Source organism: Pseudomonas fungipugnans (assembly GCF_029955235.1).
In the GTDB taxonomy this organism is placed as follows: domain Bacteria; phylum Pseudomonadota; class Gammaproteobacteria; order Pseudomonadales; family Pseudomonadaceae; genus Aquipseudomonas; species Aquipseudomonas fungipugnans.
This window is the reverse complement of the sequence record NZ_JARBWL010000002.1, coordinates 138,605-160,424: the sequence shown is the minus strand read 5'-3', so window position 1 is coordinate 160,424 and position 21,820 is coordinate 138,605. Positions and strand designations below refer to the sequence as shown.

Below are 21,820 nucleotides of genomic sequence, written 5' to 3'. Positions count from 1 at the left end.
AGAGTCTGACGGATCAGCTTTCCAGCCAGACGTCCCGCGCCCAGTGCCATACCGATTCCCAGGTTTCTTCGGCAATCAGCTCTTCTTCGGCTTGCCACAGCACCACGGTGCCGTCCTCTTCGACGCAGTAATAGTCATCACCGTCCTGGCAGATAGGGATCAGGCTGCGGTCGACACCGGCATCCCAGGCGTTGGCGGCAACGTCCGGCAGGTAGGTGTGGGACTGTGGATCGGTGACGGTCACCGGCTCCAGGCTGCCATAGACCACATCGCTGACGGTCAGCAAAAATTCCCTGAAGACGAATGGAATGTCGATGAACAGTTGTTCTTCGATTTCTACCAGTTGATCTTCGTCGGGCAACTCCAAGGGGACCGGTACCGGTTCGTTGGCTTCACGCAGTTGTTCGATGATTTCTTCCACGTCCGGGATCCTCTTGCTTGATGGCGCGGTTTAGTTGGGGCGGTTTATACAGTAGCTCGCTATGGATGTAACCGTGAAATAGAAAACCCCGGACAAGTCCGGGGTTTTTGTAGGAGCGTTGTCAGCGTGGGTCGGTTCAACCGTTCTGGCGAATACCGGCTACCAGCCAAGGCTGGTTTTCGCCTTGTGGGCGCTCCATGTTCCAGCTTTCGCTGAACACTTCGCCCTGGTCGAAACGCGAGGACTTCGACACGCCGCTGAAGGTCAGGGTAGCGATGGTCTTGTCCGCCCGATCATCCACGCCGTCCAGTTGCACGGTGAGGTTGTCGATGTAGGTGGACTGGAAGCCGTCACCCAGGTCAGCACGTTCGCGCTTGAGGAACTCCAGCATCTGCGGGGTCACGAACTCGGCGATCTTGTCCATTTCGTTGGCGTCCCAGTGTTGCTGCAGGGACTGGAAGTGGTTGCGCGCTGCTTCAATGAAGTTCTGCTCATTGAACCAGGCCGGTGCATTGATTACCGGACGAGCGGCAGCCGGTGCGGCCGAACCGCCGAAGATCGAACCCATGGCTGGCTTCTGCTCGAACACTTCACGCTGCATCGGTGCGCCGGCCGGAGCCAGATGCTCCTGCTGCTTGCGTCGACGGGCGGCAATGAAGCGGAAGATCACGAAGGCGATGACCGCCATGATCAGGATGTCGAAGATCTGCATGCCCTGGAAGCCGCCGCCCATGAACATGGAGGCCAGCAGGCCACCGGCCGCGATACCGGCCAGAGGGCCGAGCCAGCGCGAAGCACCCCCGGCCTTGGCAGCAGCGCCAGCGGCACCGGCCGCACCAGCGGTCGCCGCAGCGCCGCCCACGCCCGAAGAAGCCGGGGCCATTTGGCTGGTTTGGTGGGTCGGCGCGGCGCCGACGCTTTTGCCGCCACCAAAGCGCTTGGCGTTGGCGTCGAGGCTCATCGTCAGGCCGATGCACAACGCCATGGCGATGCTAAGAAAACGTTTCATAAAGGGAATTCCCATTTGTGGATGGCACGCGCGCCATGTTGCACAGCTGAACAGTTACTGGCTAGCGGCATAGTGTTTCGGGCTTTTGCCTGACAGGTTGCGTTCAGCTGCGTCGGGGCAATAAGGCCATGTACTTTTGGCTGTAGGACAAGTGGATAGGTTCAGCGAGAAATTTGCCTAGCGTCGCAACGCCAGCATCACCACGCCGGCCGTGATCAGGCCGATGCCGCCCCATTGGCGAAGGTCGAGTTTCTCGTCCAGCAGGATCACGCCGAGTACCGCCACCAGCACCACACTGAGCTTGTCCACCGGAGCGACCAGCGATGCCGGGCCGAGTTTCAGCGCCCGAAAATAGCAAATCCACGAGGCGCCGGTGGCCAGGCCCGAAAGCAGGAGAAACAGATAGCTTCTGGCGGATATCGATCCTAATGACTGATATTGGCCCGTTGCGTACAAAATCAAGGCCAGGCTGACCAATACCACAACGGTGCGCAGCAGGGTGGCGAAGTCGGAGTTGACGTTTTCGATGCCGATCTTGGCGAAAATCGCGGTCATGGCGGCGAATGCCGCCGACAGCAGGGCCCAGAATGTCCAGGAGGAAAAGAAGCTTGTGCCCATTTGTATGTTCTCGCGGATTTTCCTGTCGAATACGGATCCCTGTGGGAGCGGGCTTGCCCGCGAAGAACGATAACGCGGTGTTTCTGAACAAACCGCGGTGCAGCCTTCGCGGGCAAGCCCGCTCCCACATAAGCCCTCTGCAGGGCCTTTAGATCGCTTCCAGCTTCGCATACCCCAGCATCAACCACTTGCTGCCTTCGCCGAAGTTTACCTGCACCCGGGCCTGGGCCCCGGCGCCTTCGAAGTTGAGGATCACGCCGTCGCCAAACACCGAATGGCGTACGGCCTGGCCGAGGCTGAAACCGGTGTCCGGGATTTCGCTGCCGCCGAACAGGCTGCTGGAGCTCTGCTGCTGACCGCCGCCGAACGGCCGGCTGACGCTGTTGGACAACCGCACTTCCTGAATCAGGCCTTTCGGCACTTCGCGTACGAAACGCGACACCTTGTTGTAGGTTTCGCTGCCGTACAGGCGTCGGGTTTCAGCGTAGGTCATCACCAGGTTCTGCATCGCGCGGGTGATGCCGACGTAGGCCAGGCGGCGCTCCTCTTCCAGACGGCCAGGTTCTTCCAGGCTCATCTTGTGCGGGAACAGGCCTTCTTCCATGCCCACCAGGAACACGTAGGGGAATTCCAGCCCCTTGGCGCTGTGCAAGGTCATCAGCTGAATGCTGTCTTCATGTTCGTCGGCCTGGGTATCACCGGCTTCCAGCGAGGCATGGCCGAGGAAGGCCGCCAGTGGCGTCAGGTCTTCGTCTTCTTCAGCGTTTTCGAAGTTGCGGGCGGCGCTGACCAATTCCTCAAGGTTTTCTACCCGGGCCTGGCCTTTCTCGCCTTTTTCCGCTTCGTGATAGGCGATCAGCCCCGACTGTTCGATGACCGTCTGGGTCATCAGGTGCAGGGGCATGTCCATGCACTTGGCGGCGAGGTTCTCGATCAGCTCGATAAATACCCCAAGCGCCCCGGCCGCGCGACCGGTCAGGCCTTTATTGGCGACCAGCAGACGCATGGCCTCCCACATTGACACGTCGCTGTGACGGGCATGGTCGCGAATCGCCTCGACGGTTTTCTCGCCGATGCCACGCGCCGGGACGTTGATCACCCGCTCCAGCGCCGCATCGTTGCCACGGCCTTCCAGCAAGCGCAGGTAGGCCATGGCATTCTTGATTTCTGCCCGCTCAAAGAAGCGCTGCCCGCCATAGATGCGGTACGGAATGCGTTCGCGCAGCAAGGCCTCTTCCAAAACGCGGGATTGGGCGTTGGAGCGGTACAAAATCGCGATATCGCTGCGAGCCAAGCCGGTTTTCAGCGCGCTTTCGATGGTTTCCACCACGTAGCGTGCTTCATCGTGTTCGTTGAACGCGGCATACAGGTTAATGGCTTCGCCTTCGCCGCCGTCGGTCCACAGCTCTTTGCCCATGCGCCCGGTGTTGTTGGCGATCAGGGCGTTGGCAGCCTTGAGGATGCCGGCGGTGGAGCGGTAGTTCTGTTCCAGACGAATGGTTTCAGCGTCCGGGAAGTCGTCGGAGTACTGATAGATGTTCTCGATTTTCGCCCCGCGCCAGCCGTAGATCGACTGGTCGTCGTCGCCGACCACCATCAGGCTGTCGCCGCCCTTGGCCAGCAGCCGCAACCAGGCGTACTGCACGGCGTTGGTGTCCTGGAACTCGTCCACCAGAATGTGTCGGAAGCGCTTTTGATAATGCGCCAGCAGGCCCGGATTATCGCGCCACAGGTCGAGGGCGCGCAGCAGCAGCTCGGAGAAGTCGATGACGCCAGCGCGTAGACACGCGGCCTCATAGGCTTCGTAAATGCTGCGCATGGTTGCCAGGAACAGATCACCGCTGGCCTGAATGTGTTGCGGGCGCAGACCTTCGTCTTTCTGCCCGTTGATGAACCACTGGGCCTGACGGGCCGGCCAGCGTTGCTCGTCCAGGCCCAGCTCGCGGATCACCCGCTTGACCAGCCGTTGCTGGTCGTCGCTGTCGAGGATCTGGAAGGTCTGGCTCAGCCCGGCCTCCTGCCAGTGCGCCCGCAGCAGGCGGTGTGCCAGGCCGTGGAAGGTGCCGACCCACATACCGGCGGGGTTCAGCCCCATCAGTTGCTCGATGCGATGGCGCATCTCGGCCGCGGCCTTGTTGGTGAAGGTCACCGACAGAATCGAGTGGGGTGAGGCGTTCTCGACCTGGATCAACCAGGCGATGCGGTGCACCAGCACTCGGGTTTTACCGGAACCAGCACCGGCCAGGACCAACTGACGACCCACGGAGGCAGCTACGGCCTGGCGTTGGGCATCGTTGAGGGAGTTCAGCAGAAGGGAGAGATCATCGCGCATCGGGGCATTCTAGGGGGCGGCGCCACACCGGGCAAACCCCGCTTTGATTTAGCCGATGAAAGATGCGGGGAGGACGACCGGTCGGTCACTGGCTGCAAGCGTTGGCGGGGCTTGCCTTGGCGCTTTTCCAGCCGCGTTGGCGGTTGATGTTTTTGTCTGTTTTATGACCTGGGGCAGTTTGGCCCGCGTCCTTGCTTGTGTATGCTCCGTGCACAATTCGGGCTCGCCACGCTCATTATAAGAACAAGAATATTGCCTATGACTCTCAGTTCCGATCCGTCGGGCCCCTCTGTGGAGCCCCGGGTTATCCGCAAACAGTACGCCATGGAAATGGCGGTCGAACGCACGCGCCTGTTGTATCAGGGGTCGTTGCTGCCAACGCTGTTCATGTTGATCAACGGTCTGGTCTGCGCGGGTCTGCTCTGGAGCCCGCAACGCTACTTCCTGGTCAGTATCTGGCTGGTCTGGCTGTTGTCGCTGGTGGCGTTGCGGGTGATTCAGGTGGCGGCCTTCGATTCGGCGATACCCAATCGCCAGGCCCATCCGGTGTGGCGGCGCATGTTTCTGCTCGGTTCGGCCATGACCGGCCTGACCCTGGCCGGCGCCGGCATTGCGCTGGTGCCCGCCGATACCTTTATGCAGCAAGCCTGGGTGTTCGGCCTGATCGGCGCTGCGACCCTCTCGGCCAGTGTTGCCTACGCGGTCAGCCTGCCGGCTTTTCTATCGTTTGCCTTGCCCTGTCTGCTGCCGGCCATCGGTTATCTGTTTTGGGGCGGTGGTGATGAGCAGCACGGTTGGGGCTGGTTCGGCTTGATTCTGCTGGGTTCGTTGAGTGTGGTGGCCTGGCAGGTCAATCGGCTGATTGATCGCGGCTTGTTGCGCCGATTCCAGAATCAGGCACTGATCGAACATTTGCAGCAGGCGCAAAGCCGCAGCGATCAGCTCAATCAGGAACTGGCCAAGGAAATCGAGCAACGCCGTCGCGCCGAGGATGAGCTTCGGGAAATCCAGATCGACCTTGAGCGCCGTGTCGCCCAGCGCAGTCTGGAACTGGATGTGGCCAGCCAGGCGCTAAGCAAAAGCGAAGCGCGCCTGGCGCTGGCGTTGAAGGCCAGTGAGCTGGGGCTGTGGGACTGGAACCTGCAGACCGATGAAGTGCATCACACGCAAATTCAGGAGCTGTTCGGCCTGGCGCCGGAGTACGTGACGGCGCTGCTCAAGCATCTAAAGCCCCGTTTGCACCCCGATGACCTGCTGCCGCTCAAGCGGGCACTGGTCGAGCATTTGAAAGGGCGGACCGAGGACTACCAGATCGAGTACCGCGTGCGCCATGGCGATGGGCATTGGGTGTGGATCGAAGACCGCGGTCGAGCGGTGGAGCGCAGCGAAAGTGGGCGTGTGATACGCATGGTCGGCACTCGCCGGGACATCAGTGCCAGCAAAGAGCAGGAGGAACAACGACAACTGGCGGCGACGGTGTTCGAGGCCGCCAGTGAAGGCATCGTGATTCTCGACCCTAATTATGCGCTGATCGCCATCAATCAGGCCTTCAGCCGGGTCACTGGCTACGACATCGACGACATGCTCGGGCGCAATATCGTGGAGTTGCCGTGCAGTCGCGACGCTCGTAGGCACTACCTTGCCATCCGCCAGGCGCTGGAGCAGCACGGCAGTTGGCAGGGCGAACTGGTGGAAACCCGCAAGAACGGCGAGCTTTATCCACAATGGCTGCAATTGAACGCCGTGCGCGATACTCGGGGAAATGTAAGTCATATAGTCGGCTTCTTCGCCGATCTTTCGGCTCGGCGCGAATCCGAAGAGCGCATGCGATACCTGACGCTTTACGATGAACTCACTGGGCTGGCCAACCGTTCGCTGTTCCGCGAGCGACTGCACGAGGCCCATCAGCGCGTGCGTCAGGGCGGTCGCCGCAGCCTGGCGCTGCTGCACATCAATCTGGATCGCTTCAAGTTGCTCAACGACAGCCTTGGCCATGAAATTGCCGATCTGCTGTTGCAGAAAATGGCGCGCAGGCTGGTGAATGCGTTGCCGGAAGCGGACACCATTGCGCGGCTGTCGGGTGACGAATTTGCCGTGTTGTTCGATGCCTACGGCAACCTGTCGAGCCTGGCGCGGGTGGCGACCCGGCTGTCGAACAAGCTGCGGGTGCCAGTGACCGTCGAGGGGCATGAACTGGTGATCAGTGCGTCCATGGGCATCAGTCTGCTGCCGGACAACGCCCGGGACATTTCCGCGCTGGTCAGTCAGTCGAACATGGCCATGCAGCATGCCAAGCACTTGGGCGGGAACAACTTCCAGTTCTACACCGACAGCCTGCAAGCCAGCACCCTTGAGCATTTGCAGCTGGAAAACCAACTGCGCAAAGCCATCGAAGAAAAGCAGTTGAAGGTGTTTTACCAACCGAAGCTGTGCCTCGCCACTGGCCGCCTTCATGCTGCCGAAGCGCTGGTTCGTTGGGATCATCCCAGCATGGGGCGAGTGCCACCGGGGGATTTCATCGGGCTGGCGGAAGAAACCGGGCTGATCGGTCCGATTGGCGAGTTCGTATTGCGCCAGGCCTGCTGGCAAGCCTGCGAGTGGCAGCGTCAGGGGCTTGAGCCGATCCGGATTTCGGTCAACTTGTCGGTACATCAATTGCGTCAGGGCAAACTGGTCAGTCTGGTGCGCCAGGTGCTGGAAGAGACCGGTCTGGCGCCGCATTATCTGGAACTGGAACTGACCGAGAGCCAGTTGCTGGACAGCGTCGAACACATCATTGCGACCTTCCAGCAGCTGCGTGACCTGGGCGTGAAATTGGCAATCGATGATTTTGGCACCGGGTATTCGTCACTGAGCTACCTCAAGCGTATTCCAGTGGATTACGTGAAAATCGATCAGGCGTTTATCCGTGGTCTGGGGCAGGGCAGCGAAGATGCGGCGATCACCCGGGCAATCATTGCGATGGCTCACGGCTTGTCGTTGAAAGTGGTGGCCGAAGGCGTGGAGCGGCCGGAGCAACTTGAGTTTCTGAGGGCCGAGGGCTGTGATGAAGTACAGGGCTACCTGATCAGTCGCCCGGTCGAGGCCGATGCGCTGGCCAGCCTGCTACGAGGGCCGCTTCCTGAATGAAGATCCGCCGAACGACCACTGTGCGGGGGTCCGGCGGGGAAGTTGATTTTTTATTAATGGGTAATCAGTACATCATCAATATGGTGCAGAAGTTCGCCATTGTAGAAGATGCTGACGCCGGAAACATTGGAATCCCCCAGCACTTTATATTCAACCTGTTTATCGGTGATGACTTGCAGGGAAATCTCGCTGGACGTTTCAAGTATCAATTCAAGTCGCAGATCGAAAGACTTGTCTTGCATCTCGCTCAGAACGAGCTTTGGGGTAATGCCCGTATGGGCCACGCTGACGGTGCCGTACGTGCGAAAAGACGCCGCGCCGGGCATGCGGTCAATTTGCGCAACCCAGTTTTTAGTTGTAATAGCCATAATGTTTAACTCCTGTAATTAAGAATAAGTGCATCCTGCTCGAACACTATAGCTAATGGGTGTTTGATATGTTTGAAATATATAATTCGCAGTTGTAAGTGTATATTTGAGATGCTCGGTCGGTCCGTATTCGTCGATTGTCTAGTGGTGGTGCAGCAGGGGGCGTCGGCGGCCTTTGGAGGAATTCATCGCGGGGTCGGTCGAAAGTCGTGCCTGGGGGCTACATGAGGCACACGCACCTGAAATCGAGGGATGAGGTTACGTATTGAGCAGGCAAAAAGACGATTCATGTAGTATAACTACAAGCGTGCTACATCCCCGGCACCTGCCAATAACAAAGAGTCGACCCCTTTGAATCTGCTGCAACACATCGCCCAGTCACGCCACCTCTTACGCAAGTCGGAGCTCAAGGTCGCAGACCACGTGCTGCTTGATCCTGCGGCGGTGATGCACAGCTCCATGGCCGATCTGGCCCACAGCGTGGGCATCAGTGAGCCGACCATCGTGCGTTTTTGTCGCGCCATCGGTTGTTCCGGTTTTCAGGATCTGAAGCTGAAGCTGGCCCAGAGCCTGGCGGCGGGTGCCAGTTTCGGCCAGTTCGCGATTCATGAAGACGATTCGGTCGCCGACTACAGCCTGAAAATCTTCGACACGACCCTGCACACCCTGATGGAAGTTCGCGAGAAGCTCGACCCACTGGAGTTGCAGCGGGCAGTGACGCTCATGTCCCAGGCGCAGCGTGTCGAGTTTTACGGCTTTGGTGCGTCGGGTGCGGTGGCGGCGGATGCCCAACACAAGTTTTTCCGTCTGCTGCTGACGGCGGCGGCTTACTCCGACCCGCACATGCAGGCAATGTCGGCGGTGACCCTGAAGCCGACCGATGTGGCGATCTGCATTTCCCAGTCCGGGCGCTCCAAGGACCTGTTGATCACCGCCAACCTGGTGCGCGAAAGCGGCGCCTCGTTGATCACGTTGTGCCCGAGCCAGACGCCGTTGGCTGAGTTGTCGACCGTCAACCTGGCGATCGATGTGCACGAAGACACCGAAATCTATACGCCGCTGACCTCGCGAATCGCCCATCTGGTGGTGATCGACGTGTTGGCGATGGGCGTGGCCATGGCGCGTGGGCCGAGCCTGGTCAACCACCTCAAGAGCGTCAAACGCAGCCTTCGCAGCTTGCGGCTATCGCCCAAGTCGGTGAAAGCGCTGGACGATTGAACTTGATCCGAATGGCCGGAAGGTCGTTCCGACCTTATCGCGAGCAGGCTCGCTCCCACATTGGTTTTGTGCCAGGCACATCATTTTTGCCCAGCATAGCCCCCCTGTGGCGCACGCACGATGTGTGCAACACAGCCGATCAATTGTGGGAGCGAGCTTGCTCGCGATGGCGTCCTTCAGTGCGTGGATAATTCACATCCTTGTCACGGTCCCGCCGCCAAACCGTCATCCCCCGCGCCTATCTTGAAACTCCCGTACTCGACTTGGGAGACTCGAAATGGCCCAGCCCTACGAAGAACGCAACAGCGCCGTCAAAACCCGTCGTCAGCAGGAAGACCAGCGCCGCATGGAATTTCGCCGCGCTATCGAAGATCGCTGTGAACGCCGCCAACTGTTGGCCGAGATCGGCGACTTTGCTGACGAGCCTGAACTCAACTACTGGCAGGCAGCACCGGCAACTTCCCGTCGAAACGCTCAACCAACGCGCTGATCTGCACTCGTTCGTTGCGGATAAACGCCAGGAACGCGTGCGCCACCGGTGAGAGCCGTTTCGCCTTGGCCTGCACCAGGCACCAGCTGCGGTACAGCGGCAGCTCTTCGATCGGCAACTCGATGAGTGCGCCGGTCGCCAATTCAAGGTTCAGGGCGTGGCGCGTCAACAAGGCCAGGCCCAGACCCGCCAACACGCATTCGCGCTGGGCTTCGGCGGACGAGACTTCCTGGGTCTGGGTGAAGTGCACGCGCTTCTCTTTGAAATATTCCTCGCACGCCATTCGCGTGCCCGAGCCGGGCTCGCGCAGCAGCAGCGTGTACGGCTCCAAATCCTGCAAGCGCAACGGTCCCATGTGGCACAGCGGATGATTCGGTGGCGCCACGGCGACAATCGGGTTGTTGAGAAACGGCAGGAATTCCAGGCCCATGTCCTGCGGCACCATCGACATGATCACCAGGTCGTCACGGTTGTCCGACAGGCGCCGAATGACCTGCCCGCGATTGACCACGGTCAGGTGCAGATTCACTTCCGGATGCTGGCGCTTGAAGGCGGCAAACAGGTGCGGCACGAAGTACTTGGCGCTGGACTCCACGGCCAGCTTCAGCTGGCCCTGCAACGAGCCCTGCATGTCCGAGAGCTGCATGTCGAGGTTTTCCAGGCGTCCGAAAATATCCCGGCTGGCGCGTTGCAGTGCTTCGGCGGCCTCGGTCATGTAGAGTTTTTTGCCGACGTAATCGAACAGCGGCTGACCAATCAGCTCCTCAAGTTGCCGAATCTGTAGGCTAACGGCCGGTTGTGTGAGAGACATTTCGTCAGCCGCGCGGCTGTAGGACCGCAAATCACAGACCTCATTGAAAATCTGCAATTGACGCAATGTCATACGCATCAAGGACTTACGCATTTTTTATAGGCTCTGACGGCAGGCTGATAATTCAACTATAAGTCTTTACTTATGCCTGACCCAATTATTATTCATTTTTGTTAATCCCTTGTGGGGGCTAGTGTGGGGCTGCGACTAAATTGAAACATTTAGTCACGCGTCGACCTGGATGCAGCAGGTCGTGGTGCCACCGGCTCAAGGGAATTTCCAAGTGATAACAAAGATCCTGATCGCCAACCGTGGTGAGATTGCCGTACGAATCGTGCGTGCCTGCGCCGAGATGGGTATTCGCTCGGTTGCGATCTACTCCGACGCCGACCGTCATGCCTTGCATGTGAAGCGGGCGGACGAAGCCCACAGCATCGGTGCCGAGCCACTGGCCGGTTACCTGAACCCGCGCAAGCTGGTGAACCTGGCGGTGGAGACCGGTTGCGATGCATTGCACCCCGGTTACGGTTTTCTCTCGGAAAACGCCGAACTGGCGGACATCTGCGTCGAACGCGGAATCAAATTCATTGGTCCATCGGCTGAAGTGATTCGCCGCATGGGCGACAAGACCGAAGCGCGCCGCAGCATGATCAAGGCGGGCGTGCCGGTCACTCCGGGCACCGAAGGCAACGTGGCGGACATCGCCGAAGCGCTGGTCGAAGGCGAGCGTATTGGTTATCCGGTGATGCTCAAGGCCACTTCCGGTGGTGGCGGTCGCGGCATTCGTCGCTGCAACAGCCGCGAAGAACTCGAACAAGCCTTTCCCCGTGTCATTTCCGAAGCCACCAAGGCCTTCGGTTCGGCGGAAGTGTTCCTGGAAAAATGCATCGTCAATCCCAAGCACATCGAAGCGCAGATCCTCGGCGACAGCTTCGGCAACGTCGTGCACCTGTTCGAACGTGACTGCTCGATCCAGCGCCGTAACCAGAAGCTGATCGAGATCGCCCCGAGTCCGCAACTGACCCCGGAACAGCGCGCCTACATCGGCGACCTGTCGGTGCGTGCCGCCAAGGCCGTGGGTTACGAGAACGCTGGCACCGTGGAGTTTCTGCTCGCCGAGGGCGAGGTGTACTTCATGGAGATGAACACCCGGGTGCAGGTGGAGCACACCATCACCGAAGAAATCACCGGCATCGACATCGTGCGTGAGCAGATCCGCATCGCTTCCGGCCTGCCGCTTTCGGTGAAACAGGAAGACATTCAGCACCGTGGTTTCGCGCTGCAATTCCGGATCAACGCCGAAGACCCGAAAAACAACTTCCTGCCGAGCTTCGGCAAGATCACCCGCTACTACGCCCCCGGTGGCCCCGGTGTGCGGACCGACACGGCGATCTACACCGGCTACACCATCCCGCCGTACTACGACTCCATGTGCCTGAAACTGGTGGTGTGGGCGCTGACCTGGGAAGAGGCGATGGACCGTGGCCTGCGGGCCCTGGACGACATGCGTCTGCAAGGGGTCAAGACCACCGCCGCGTACTACCAGGAAATCCTGCGTAACCCGGAATTCCGTAGCGGCCAGTTCAATACCAGCTTCGTTGAAAGCCACCCTGAACTGACCAACTACTCGATCAAGCGCAAACCCGAAGAGCTGGCCCTGGCCATCGCCGCCGCCATCGCCGCCCACGCAGGCCTGTGAGGAATAGAACAATGTCCAAGAAAATTTTTGTCACCGACACCATCCTGCGCGACGCCCACCAATCGCTGCTCGCCACCCGCATGCGCACCGATGACATGCTGCCGATCTGCGACAAGCTCGACAAAGTCGGCTACTGGTCGCTGGAAGTCTGGGGCGGCGCGACGTTCGACGCCTGCGTGCGTTTCCTGAAAGAAGACCCGTGGGAGCGCCTGCGTCAACTGCGCGCGGCTTTGCCTAACACCCGTCTGCAAATGCTGCTGCGTGGCCAGAACCTGCTGGGCTACCGTCACTACAGCGACGACGTGGTCAAAGCCTTCGTCGCCAAGGCCGCCGTCAACGGCATCGACGTGTTCCGTATTTTCGACGCCATGAACGACGTGCGTAACTTGCGGGTCGCCATCGAAGCGGTAAAAGCCGCCGGCAAACACGCCCAGGGCACCATTGCCTACACCACCAGCCCGGTGCACACCATTGAGGCGTTCGTGGCGCAAGCCAGGCAAATGGAAGCCATGGGTTGCGACTCCGTGGCGATCAAGGACATGGCTGGCTTGCTGACGCCCTACGCCACGGGCGAGCTGGTCAGGGCGCTGAAGGCCGAGCAATCGCTGCCGGTGTTCATCCATTCCCACGACACGGCGGGTCTGGCCGCGATGTGCCAACTCAAGGCCATTGAAAACGGTGCTGATCACATCGATACCGCGATCTCCAGCTTCGCCTGGGGCACCAGCCATCCGGGCACCGAGTCGATGGTCGCCGCCCTCAAAGGCAGCGAGTTCGACACCGGCCTGAACCTGGAACTGCTGCAAGAGATCGGCCTGTACTTCTACGCCGTGCGCAAGAAATACCACCAGTTCGAAAGCGAATTCACCGCGGTCGATACCCGCGTGCAAGTCAACCAGGTGCCGGGCGGGATGATCTCCAACCTGGCCAACCAGTTGAAAGAGCAGGGCGCGCTGAACCGCATGAGCGAAGTGCTGGCGGAAATCCCGCGCGTTCGTGAAGACCTCGGCTTCCCGCCGCTGGTAACGCCGACTTCGCAGATCGTTGGCACCCAGGCCTTCTTCAACGTGCTGGCTGGCGAGCGCTACAAGACCATCACCAACGAAGTGAAGCTTTACCTGCAAGGTGGCTACGGCAAGGCGCCGGGTGTCGTGAACGAGAAACTGCGGCGTCAGGCCATCGGCAGCGAAGAGGTGATCGATCACCGTCCGGCTGATTTGCTCAAGCCGGAAATGACCAAGCTGCGCGGAGAAATCGGCGCGTTGGCCAAGTCCGAAGAGGATGTGCTGACCTACGCCATGTTCCCGGACATCGGTCGCAAGTTCCTCGAAGAGCGCGCAGCCGGCACCCTGACTCCGGAAGTGCTGTTGCCAATTCCTGAAGCCGGTGGCGTGACTTCCGCCGGTGGCGAAGGCGTGCCGACCGAGTTCGTCATCGACGTCCATGGCGAGACATACCGCGTCGACATCACCGGTGTCGGCGTCAAGGCGGGCGGCAAGCGGCACTTCTACCTGTCCATCGACGGCATGCCGGAAGAGGTGGTGTTCGAACCGCTCAATGAATTCGTCGGCGGTGGCAGCAGCAAGCGTAAGCAGGCCTCGGCACCGGGCCACGTCAGCACCGCCATGCCGGGCAACATCGTCGATGTGCTGGTCAAGGAAGGCGACACCGTGAAAGCCGGCCAGTCAGTGCTGATTACCGAAGCGATGAAGATGGAAACTGAAGTCCAGGCCGCCATCGCCGGCAAAGTCACCGCCATCCATGTGGCCAAGGGCGACCGGGTGAATCCGGGCGAAATCCTGATCGAGATCGAAGGCTGAGATAACAGCCTCGACAGACCGCTTTAAACCTCGGGGGGGCATGTGCTCCCCTTTTTTTTGCCTGTTTTTTGAACACCCCTGATACCCGTTGTGGGAGCGAGCCTGCTCGCTCCCGCATTTTGATTGGGTGGTGTATCCGTTAAAACGCCATCTGCCACTGCCCGATCAACCCGTGATTACGGCTGTTGCTGCCCATCTCGCCGCTATAGCCCACCCCAATCGTGTGCCGCGCCGAGATCCCCAGATCCAGCCCCGCCTCCAGCACCAGGCTGTCCCGATCCAGCGAACTGCCATCAACGTTGAACGCCGTGCCGCCGACCACAAAGGCCTGGCGCGTGGAGCTGCTGACATCGCCGTAGGTGTGCTTCCAGCCGGCGGTCATGCGCGGGGTCAGGCTCATGCCGTTGTTCAGGGTGCTCAGGTGCGCCAGGCGTACACCAAACGTGCTGCTGAAGTTGTCCTGGGTTTGCTCGTCGACTTGCAGCGCCGCGGCACCGCCTTTTTCCTGATAGCGGTCGCGGTGGTAGCGCTGATAGCCAAGGCTGGCGAACGGTTCGGCGCTGAGTCGGCCATTGCCCAGTGCATAGCCGAGTTCGGCAAAGGCTTGCTGGCTGCTGGCGTCGTAATCGCCCCTTGGCTGGTCGCTGAAACCATTGAAGGCGACCGTGCGTTTACTTTCCCCTTGGTGGCCGCTGTAGGCCGCGCCCAAGCGCAAGGCAAACGGGCCGCTTTGGCGCAGGGCATACACGCCGGCGTGCCAGCTTTCGACATTGCCATCGACACCCGTCGCGTCCAGATCAGTCTTGGAGTAACCGCCCAGTACGCCAAGGCGCCATTGCGGATCGAGGGCCCAGTCGGCACCCAGCACGGTGCCTTTGGTGCGTTGCTCCAGACCACTGTTGCCGTGTTCGCCGTCGAGCTTGCCGTAGCCGCCAATGGCTTGTAGCCAGAGTCGGCCCTGAGCGTTCGGGTCGTTGAGATTGCGCGCGTCCGACGGCACGCCGGTGGCGGCGAGCACTGGTGTGTCTTTTTGATTGAGCCCCACCATCAGCCCCGAACCACTGCCCATTTGTTGCATGGCCGAGAGCATGCTGGTGCCGATCTGACTGCTGGCGCCGAGGGTGGCGCTGGTCAGGTTGGCGTTGCTGGCACCGGCCAGTTGCTCAATGGCCGCCCCCGCGCTGGTGTGGGTGGTATTGAGCAAGGCGTTATACAGGACGTTGTTTTTGCCCATCGATGCCAGGCTGTTGGCGGCCTTGTTGCCGTTACCGGTGATCGCCAGTTCGTTGAACGCCACGTCGTTGCGGGTGTAGGTCAGATCGACTGCAGTCGGGGTATAGGCGAGGGTGGGCGTCAGGAATGCGTAATCGCTGGTGACCTTGCCGAAGGTGCCATTGATGCTCGCGGCTTGCAGCACGGTGTAACGACTTTGCCACGGATAAGTGCCGCTGCCGGGGTTCACCGCCAGGGTGGCACCATTCAGAGTGGCGGTGGCGCCGACCATGACCGGTGCACTGCTGCCATCGGCATTGACGCCATAGGCCAGGGTGCCGCCGCTGCCGAAGGTCAGATCGTGAACCACGGTCGCGGTGCCGAGTCGGGTGTTGGTCTGCAGGGTGCCGTTGACCAGCAGATTGCCCACCGACCCGCCGCCGGCATACACACCGCCCGCGTCCACGGTCATGCTGCCAGCGATGCCGCCCTGATTGATCAGGGTTGCGCCGTTGCGCACCGCGCCGCCGTCACTGAAGTCGCCGCTGCCGGTCAGCGTCCAGGCGCCTTGCCGCACTTCCAGCCACTCGAAGTTGCGACTGTCACCGAAACTGCCGCCCGCCGCATCGTCCATCACCACGCGGTCGTAGCCGCTGCCGCCGTCGACCATGCCGATGAAGCGGCTGCCGTGGCGCAAAGTCAGGCTGTCATTGCCGCCGCCCAAGTCCAGGGCCAGGCCGTTGCTGCCGCTGATGGTGCCGCCGTTGATGACGTTGTCGGCGAACTCGCCCACAAATTTCACGCCGAAACCGTTCAGGCCCTGAATCGTGCCGTAGTTTTCCAGGGTGGTCGCCGCCACCCCGGAACCGCCACTGCCGTCGTCCACCAGAATTGCGCTGTTGGCACCGCTGATCAGCGCGCCTTTGGCGTTCAGGATATAGCCACCGCCCAACGCGATGCCTTCGCTGCCGTTGGCGAACCCGCCCTTGTCCACGCCACCGGCACCGACGCCTTGAATGGTGCCGTAGTTTTCGATGTGGCCAATATGGTCGATGTCCACACCATCGCCGTCGCCGTTGGGCTGTAGCCCGGAATAGGCGCCGGTAATCGTGCCATGGTTGATCACCGTACCGTCGCCATCGGAACCGAAGCCAGAACCGTTGCGGCCGGTGATCTGCCCGTAGTTCACCAGCGTCGCGCCGAGGTCGGTGGTGATGCCATGACGGCCGCCGGAAATGCTGCCGTAGTTGGTCACGCTCACTCCGGTGGCGCTGTCGATATCGATGCCGTCGAACTTCTCGTCCGCGTTGTGCGAGTCGCCGGTCGAAATTTCGCCGTAGTTGGTGATCGTCGCGTTGGCGCCGGTCTTCATTCCGTCGCTGGCATCACCACGAATCAACCCGCCCGCGCGGTTGATGATGGTGGTCTTGACCCCGTCACTGCGCAGGGCATCAAGGTCCAGCCCCTGACCGGTAGTGGAGCGAATGGTGCCGCTGTTATCGATCAACAGACTGCCGCTGGCGAAGTTGCTGTCGATGCGCAGCGCGTCGTTAAAACCGAGGATTTGCCCGCCCGCTCGGTTGTAGAGGCTGTAGTTGCGCGCCTGAGTCAGTTCGCCGCTGCTGTCGATCGCCCGACCGCCAGTCGAGATGATCTTGCCGGAGTTATCGATGACCACGCCGACACCACTGGTGCTGTCCTTCAGGCTCACGGTCTTGCCCGCGTTGGTGATGCTGCCTGGGGCGGAAATCGTCAGGGTGTCACTGCCACCGAGGGTTTGTGCAGCGGTGGTGGGGGTGTCGATCTGCAGGTTTTTGGCGTTGACGGTGTTGGCGCTGATCAGCAGGGCGATGGTCAGAGCGAGACGCTGGGGCGAGAAGGGCATGAGCAGGACGGCCTTTTGTTGTAATCGGGGGGCGTCCTGTATAGCGAGTGGGGTTTACAGAATGATGTCTTTGGGTGGAGACATTGTTTTGCGGATGTTTCGAATTCAAGTTGATCGGACCCAAGGTCAAAAGATTGCAGCCTTCGGCAGCGCTTACGGCGGTATTGCGAGGGCTGCTAGCTGCGACTCAAATACGCCTTCGCGTAATGCCGCTCCATTCGCGCCTGTATCAGCTCCAGCCCAATCGACATCACCCAGTAAATAATCGCCGCCGTGGTCAGCATTTCGATATAGCGATAACTGGAACGGCCATACGATTGCGCCAAAAACATCACTTCCCAGACGCCCATAACCGAGATCAGCGACGAGTCCTTGAGCATGGAAATGAACTGGTTGGTGGTCGGCGGGATGATGGTGCGCATGGCCTGGGGCAGGGTGACGCGCCAGAAGATCACGCTGTCGCGCATGCCCAGGGCCAGCGAGGCTTCGCGTTGGCCGTGGGGAACTCCGAGGATGCCGGCGCGAAAGATTTCGCTCAGATAAGCGCCGTAGTTCAGCGACAGGGCGATGATCCCGGCGGCGACGGCGCCCGGCACGATGCCCAGTTGCGGCAGGCCGAGGTAGATCAACAGGATCTGGATCAGCAGCGGGGTACCGCGAAAGAACGATGCATAGAAACTGGCGATGCCGAAGGCCACGGCGCTTTTCGACAGGCGTGCCAGTGCAGTAATGAAGCCCAGCAGCGATGACGCCACAATTGAACATACACACAGAAACAACGTCAGTGCCGCACCTTGCACAAAGCCGTTGGGCGCCAGATGCATGCCGATCAGGCTGGGCAGTTTGTCGAGGATGATTGAGAACTTCAGATCAAAGCTCAGGAAGAAACTGGCGAACAGCCCGAGCATCGCCGCCCAGGTCAGGTACAGCCGCGTGCGGAAACCGAAGATCCGTTGCAGCCGTGATTCAGCCACCGGTTGCGGCGGCTGGGGAGATTTGGGGAAAGAAGTCATTTGCTGATATCAGCGCCGATCCATTTTTGCGAGAGCTTGCTCAACGTGCCGTCCTGCTTCAGTTGGGCGAAGACTTCACGCACCTTGCTGTCCCACTGCGGGTCGCCTTTTTCGATGGCCACCGAGTTCGGCTCCGAGTACAGCGGCTCGCCGGCGAGCTTGAAGCGTTTGTCCTGATTCAGGCGCGGTTGTGCGGTCACCAGGTTGGTGAGGATCGCGTCCAGTCGCACGCCGGCGCCCAGGCCCAAGTCCTGGAAGGCCACGTTGTCGGTGTCATACGGAGCGATTTGCACGTCCTCGAACGGGTACTGCAATTTCGTGTCTTCGGCGCCTTCGATCACCAGGTTCTTGTTCAGGTAGCTTTCGTAGCTGGAGGCGCTGGTGAGACCGATTTTCTTGCCGCTCAGGTCCGTGGCGTTGTGGATGCGATCATCCTTGGCGTTGACCACAATCACGGCTGGCGAAGCGTAGTACTCCACCGGGAAATCGAAGACTTCGGCGCGGGCTTTGCTCGGGGTCATGGAGCAGATGCAGATGTCGTAACGACCGCTCCAGCGGCCAGCGGCGATGACGTCCCAGGACGGCGTTTCGAGCCGCAGTTTGACGCCCAGTTTATCCGCCACGGCCTTGGCCACATCCACGTCGAAACCGTCGAGCTGGTTCTGGTCATTGAGGAACGAGAAGGGCGGATAGCTTTCCATCAGCACGCCCACCAGCTCTTTCTTTTGCTCGACGCGATCCAGCGTGGCGCCGCCGAAGGCTTGAGTGGAGGCAGCCAGAATCGTCAGGCCCAAGGCCAGAAGTGGTTGGAATTTCACAGTCGATCCCTGATAAAAAAGAGGTTGTTATTAACCGGATGGTGCGTATTAAATAGTTATAAGAACGACTCTGGTAGTGAGTTATTTTCATAAGCATATGAGTGAAAAGCATATGAGCGCAGCAGGCACAGTGATTCTGGATGGCGGCATGGGTCGTGAGTTGCAACGCGCAGGCGCGCCTTTCAGGCAGCCCGAGTGGTCGGCACTGGCATTGATCGAAGCGCCGACGGCGGTAGAAGCGGTGCATGCGGCTTATATCGAAAGTGGTGCCAACGTAATCACCACCAACAGCTATGCGGTGGTGCCATTTCACATTGGCGAGGAGCGGTTTGCCGCCGAAGGCCAGGCGCTGGCGGCGTTGGCAGGCGAGCTGGCCCGGCGTGCGGTCGAGGCTGCCGGTAAACCGGTACGCGTGGCTGGCTCACTGCCGCCGCTGTTTGGCTCCTACCGTCCAGACCTGTTTGATGCTGCGCGGGTGACGCAATTGCTGACGCCGCTGGTGAAAGGGCTCGCGCCGCATGTCGACCTGTGGCTGGCGGAAACCCAGAGCTCGATCGTCGAGGCGCGGGCGATCCATGCCGGTCTGCCGAAAGACGGCAAGCCGTTATGGCTGTCGTTTACCCTGATGGATGAGGACACCGACGAAGTACCGCGCTTGCGTTCCGGTGAGACGGTGGCCGAGGCGGCGGCAGTGGCCGCAGAGTTGGGCGTCGAGACGCTGCTGTTCAATTGCAGTCAGCCAGAAGTGATTGGCGCTGCCATTGACGTTGCACGATCAACCTTTGAGCGTTTGGGGGTGACAATTCATATCGGCGCCTACGCCAATGCCTTTCCGCCCCAACCGAAAGAAGCCACGGCCAACGATGGGCTGGACCCGTTGCGCGAGGATCTGGATCCGCCGGGTTATCTGCAGTGGGCGGCCGACTGGCGCAAGCGGGGGGCCAGTCATCTGGGCGGGTGCTGCGGGATTGGGCCGGAGCATATTGCGGTGCTTGCCCAGAAACTCGTGTGATGCCCATCGCGAGCAAGCTCGCTCCCACATTGGATTGGAGGATGGCCACAATCTTGTGGTCAACCCAAAACCCCTGTGGGAGCGAGCTTGCTCGCGATGAGGCCCGTCCAGACGCCAAAAAATTACCCGCGGCACTCGGCCAACGTCTTCACCTGCCCCGAATCCGTCTGGTTCTCATCGCTCAACCAGCGCTCAAACCCCGCGCCAATCGCTGGCCATTCCGAGTCAAGAATCGAAAACCACGCCGTATCGCGGTTCTGTCCCTTGACCACCATGTGCTGGCGGAACACGCCTTCAAAACTGAAGCCCAGCCGTTCGGCCGCGTACCTTGAGCGAGCGTTGGCGTTGTTGCATTTCCACTCCAGGCGCCGGTAGCCCATGGCGAACGATTCCTTGGCCAGCAGGTAAACCGCTTCGGTGCTTTTCGGTGAGCGTTGCATCGGTGCGCCGAAGGTGACGTGGCCGATTTCGATGCGGCCCTGGGCCGGGACGATGGACATCAGGCTGAGGATGCCTTGCACATCGCCACTGACGCGGTCGATCACCGCGAAGAAATACGGGTCGCTGGCGGCTGCGTGGTTGTTCAGCCAGTCATTGAACGCGCTGCGTTCCGGGAAAGGACCGTATGGCAGATAGTCCCACAGTTTCGGGTCGGCACCGGGGCCTTGCAGGGCTTTGAACAAGCCGTCGGCGTGGCGCGCCGGGTCGAGTCTTTCCAGGCGAATGAAGCGCCCTTCGAGCAGTCGGGCGGTCGGGGCCGGGACGCCTTTCCAGTCCGCGAGTGAAGTCGACATCGTGTTCTCCTTAAACCTTAAAGACCTTTGCGAAACTGGATGAAACCGGGACGTTCGGCGATGCGCTCGTAGAGCTGAATCGCCGTGGCGTTGGTTTCGTGGGTGAGCCAGTGGACCTTGCAGCAACCGTCGTCCTTGGCGGTGGCGTAGACGAATTCGATCAGTTGGCGGCCAATGCCGGTGCCACGGGTTTCGGGCACCACCAGCAAATCCTGCAGGTAACAGGAGTTTTCGATGCTCCAGTTCGAGCGGTGATAAATGAAGTTCACCATGCCCACGGCTTTGCCATCGGCCCAGGCCAACGCTGAATGAGTCGGCTCATTCGGGTCGAGCAGGCGTTGCCAGGTACTGAGGCTGACGGCTTCGGGCAACTCAGTGTTGTAGAAGCGCAGGTAGGCCTGCCATAGCGGCAGCCAGGTGGCGTGGTCGGCGGCGCTGACCTGGCGAATCTCGATCTGACTCATGTTCATTCCTTAACCATCAAGTGGGCGAGCGCCTGGTCCTGCGCATCGGCGCTGGCGGCCAGCCCTTCGCGCACGCCGGCGATGTCTGCTGCATTGCGGTTCTGGCTGAGCTTGCGTTTGCCTTCCAGGCGCTGGATCGGCAAGGCGAAACCGACAATGGCCTTGAGCATGCCGTCGATGTAGTCGGCGGGGGCGTCATCGACTTTCCACGGCTTGGCGCGAGTGGCTTCGTGGCGGTCGGTCAGGGCGCTGACCAGGTTGCGCAGGCGATGGGCGTCGCTGAACACTTCGGCTTGGCCATAGGCGTGGACGGCCACGTAGTTCCAGGTCGGCACAACTTTGCCGTGCTCGGCTTTGCTCGGATAAAACCCCGGGCTGACGTAGGCGTCGGCGCCGGCAAAAATCACCATGACGTCGGCACCGTTCTGCAATTCCTGCCATTGCGGATTGGCCTTGGCCAGGTGCCCGTACAGCGTGCCATTGGGCCCTTGCTCGGCGTCCAGCAGCAACGGGATATGACTGGCTTGCAGGCCTTGTTCACCGTCGGTCACCAGTATGGCAAGGCGGGTGGCGAGTATCTGCTGGTGCAGTTGCGGCAAATCGTCGACGACAAAAGCGCTGGGGTTGTACATGGAAATATTCCTTGGCGATTGCTTGCATCCTAGGCAGGCTATTGGTCTGTTGTAAGAGCCATTACCGGCCAATTT

The 21,820-nt window shown here is 60.4% G+C and carries 18 protein-coding genes; 6 read left to right on the top strand and 12 right to left on the bottom strand.

Annotation, left to right across the window (positions count from 1 at the left end; all coding sequences use genetic code 11):
* Nucleotides 1-13: 13 nt before the first annotated feature.
* The 4 genes from POF45_RS15705 to uvrD all read right to left on the bottom strand — a co-directional run bounded on the left by POF45_RS15705 (nt 14) and on the right by uvrD (nt 4,380).
* Nucleotides 14-421, bottom strand: coding sequence for an SMI1/KNR4 family protein (locus POF45_RS15705; protein ID WP_053163993.1), 408 nt, complete (start codon nt 419-421; stop codon nt 14-16).
* Nucleotides 422-557: 136 nt separating this feature from the next.
* Nucleotides 558-1,430, bottom strand: a complete 873-nt coding sequence (locus tag POF45_RS15700; protein WP_282316096.1) for a Tim44 domain-containing protein — start codon at nt 1,428-1,430, stop codon at nt 558-560.
* A 177-nt stretch (nt 1,431-1,607) separates the two neighbouring features.
* On the bottom strand, nt 1,608-2,048 hold the full coding sequence (locus POF45_RS15695) for an EamA family transporter (RefSeq protein ID WP_282316095.1): 441 nt from the start codon (nt 2,046-2,048) through the stop codon (nt 1,608-1,610).
* A gap of 148 nt (nt 2,049-2,196) precedes the next feature.
* Nucleotides 2,197-4,380: a DNA helicase II gene (gene uvrD, locus POF45_RS15690; RefSeq protein ID WP_282316094.1), complete on the bottom strand. Its 2,184-nt coding sequence runs from the start codon at nt 4,378-4,380 to the stop codon at nt 2,197-2,199.
* Nucleotides 4,381-4,638: 258 nt separating this feature from the next.
* Here uvrD and POF45_RS15685 point away from each other — a divergent pair, with 258 nt between their 5' ends.
* Nucleotides 4,639-7,509 (top strand): EAL domain-containing protein, encoded by a 2,871-nt coding sequence (locus POF45_RS15685; RefSeq protein WP_259497719.1) that lies wholly within the window; start codon nt 4,639-4,641, stop codon nt 7,507-7,509.
* Between the two features lie 53 nt (nt 7,510-7,562).
* On the opposite strand, the gene POF45_RS15680 is transcribed toward POF45_RS15685, so the two are convergent.
* Complete coding sequence (locus POF45_RS15680; protein ID WP_259497718.1) at nt 7,563-7,877, bottom strand: hypothetical protein; 315 nt, start codon at nt 7,875-7,877, stop codon at nt 7,563-7,565.
* A 351-nt stretch (nt 7,878-8,228) separates the two neighbouring features.
* On the opposite strand from POF45_RS15680, the gene hexR reads away from it, so the two are divergent.
* Nucleotides 8,229-9,095, top strand: a complete 867-nt coding sequence (hexR, locus tag POF45_RS15675; protein WP_007954250.1) for a transcriptional regulator HexR — start codon at nt 8,229-8,231, stop codon at nt 9,093-9,095.
* A 277-nt stretch (nt 9,096-9,372) separates the two neighbouring features.
* On the top strand, nt 9,373-9,585 hold the full coding sequence (locus tag POF45_RS15670) for a PA3496 family putative envelope integrity protein (RefSeq protein ID WP_282316093.1): 213 nt from the start codon (nt 9,373-9,375) through the stop codon (nt 9,583-9,585).
* Here the strand turns inward: POF45_RS15670 and POF45_RS15665 are convergent.
* A complete protein-coding gene (locus POF45_RS15665) occupies nt 9,527-10,489 on the bottom strand; it encodes a LysR family transcriptional regulator (RefSeq protein ID WP_282316092.1) in 963 nt (320 codons plus the stop codon). The genes POF45_RS15670 and POF45_RS15665 overlap by 59 nt on opposite strands.
* Nucleotides 10,490-10,679: 190 nt before the next feature.
* Here POF45_RS15665 and POF45_RS15660 point away from each other — a divergent pair, with 190 nt between their 5' ends.
* Complete coding sequence (locus POF45_RS15660; protein ID WP_259497711.1) at nt 10,680-12,095, top strand: acetyl-CoA carboxylase biotin carboxylase subunit; 1,416 nt, start codon at nt 10,680-10,682, stop codon at nt 12,093-12,095.
* Nucleotides 12,096-12,106: 11 nt separating this feature from the next.
* Nucleotides 12,107-13,915 carry a sodium-extruding oxaloacetate decarboxylase subunit alpha gene (gene oadA, locus POF45_RS15655; RefSeq protein WP_259497709.1) on the top strand — a complete coding sequence of 603 codons (1,809 nt, stop codon included), beginning with the start codon at nt 12,107-12,109 and terminating at the stop codon, nt 13,913-13,915.
* Between the two features lie 139 nt (nt 13,916-14,054).
* Here oadA and POF45_RS15650 read toward each other — a convergent pair whose 3' ends face one another.
* The 3 genes from POF45_RS15650 to POF45_RS15640 all read right to left on the bottom strand — a co-directional run bounded on the left by POF45_RS15650 (nt 14,055) and on the right by POF45_RS15640 (nt 18,843).
* Entirely contained in the window at nt 14,055-17,012 is a 2,958-nt protein-coding gene (locus tag POF45_RS15650; protein ID WP_282316091.1) for an autotransporter outer membrane beta-barrel domain-containing protein, read from the bottom strand.
* A gap of 176 nt (nt 17,013-17,188) precedes the next feature.
* Nucleotides 17,189-18,025, bottom strand: a complete 837-nt coding sequence (locus POF45_RS15645) for an amino acid ABC transporter permease (RefSeq protein ID WP_282316090.1) — start codon at nt 18,023-18,025, stop codon at nt 17,189-17,191.
* Nucleotides 18,022-18,843: an ABC transporter substrate-binding protein gene (locus tag POF45_RS15640; protein ID WP_259497705.1), complete on the bottom strand. Its 822-nt coding sequence runs from the start codon at nt 18,841-18,843 to the stop codon at nt 18,022-18,024. The genes POF45_RS15645 and POF45_RS15640 overlap by 4 nt, the downstream gene beginning before the upstream one ends.
* Nucleotides 18,844-18,955: 112 nt before the next feature.
* Between POF45_RS15640 and POF45_RS15635 the strand changes: the two genes are divergently transcribed.
* On the top strand, nt 18,956-19,855 hold the full coding sequence (locus POF45_RS15635; protein WP_259497703.1) for a homocysteine S-methyltransferase family protein: 900 nt from the start codon (nt 18,956-18,958) through the stop codon (nt 19,853-19,855).
* Between the two features lie 122 nt (nt 19,856-19,977).
* Here the strand turns inward: POF45_RS15635 and POF45_RS15630 are convergent, their stop codons facing one another.
* Genes POF45_RS15630 through POF45_RS15620 form a run of 3 tightly spaced genes read right to left on the bottom strand, consistent with a single transcriptional unit; the run spans nt 19,978 to nt 21,745 of the window.
* Entirely contained in the window at nt 19,978-20,649 is a 672-nt protein-coding gene (locus tag POF45_RS15630) for a GNAT family N-acetyltransferase (protein WP_259497701.1), read from the bottom strand.
* A 17-nt stretch (nt 20,650-20,666) separates the two neighbouring features.
* Nucleotides 20,667-21,113, bottom strand: a complete 447-nt coding sequence (locus tag POF45_RS15625) for a GNAT family N-acetyltransferase (protein ID WP_282316089.1) — start codon at nt 21,111-21,113, stop codon at nt 20,667-20,669.
* Between the two features lie 2 nt (nt 21,114-21,115).
* Nucleotides 21,116-21,745, bottom strand: coding sequence for an FMN-binding negative transcriptional regulator (locus POF45_RS15620; RefSeq protein WP_282316088.1), 630 nt, complete (start codon nt 21,743-21,745; stop codon nt 21,116-21,118).
* Nucleotides 21,746-21,820 lie beyond the last annotated feature (75 nt).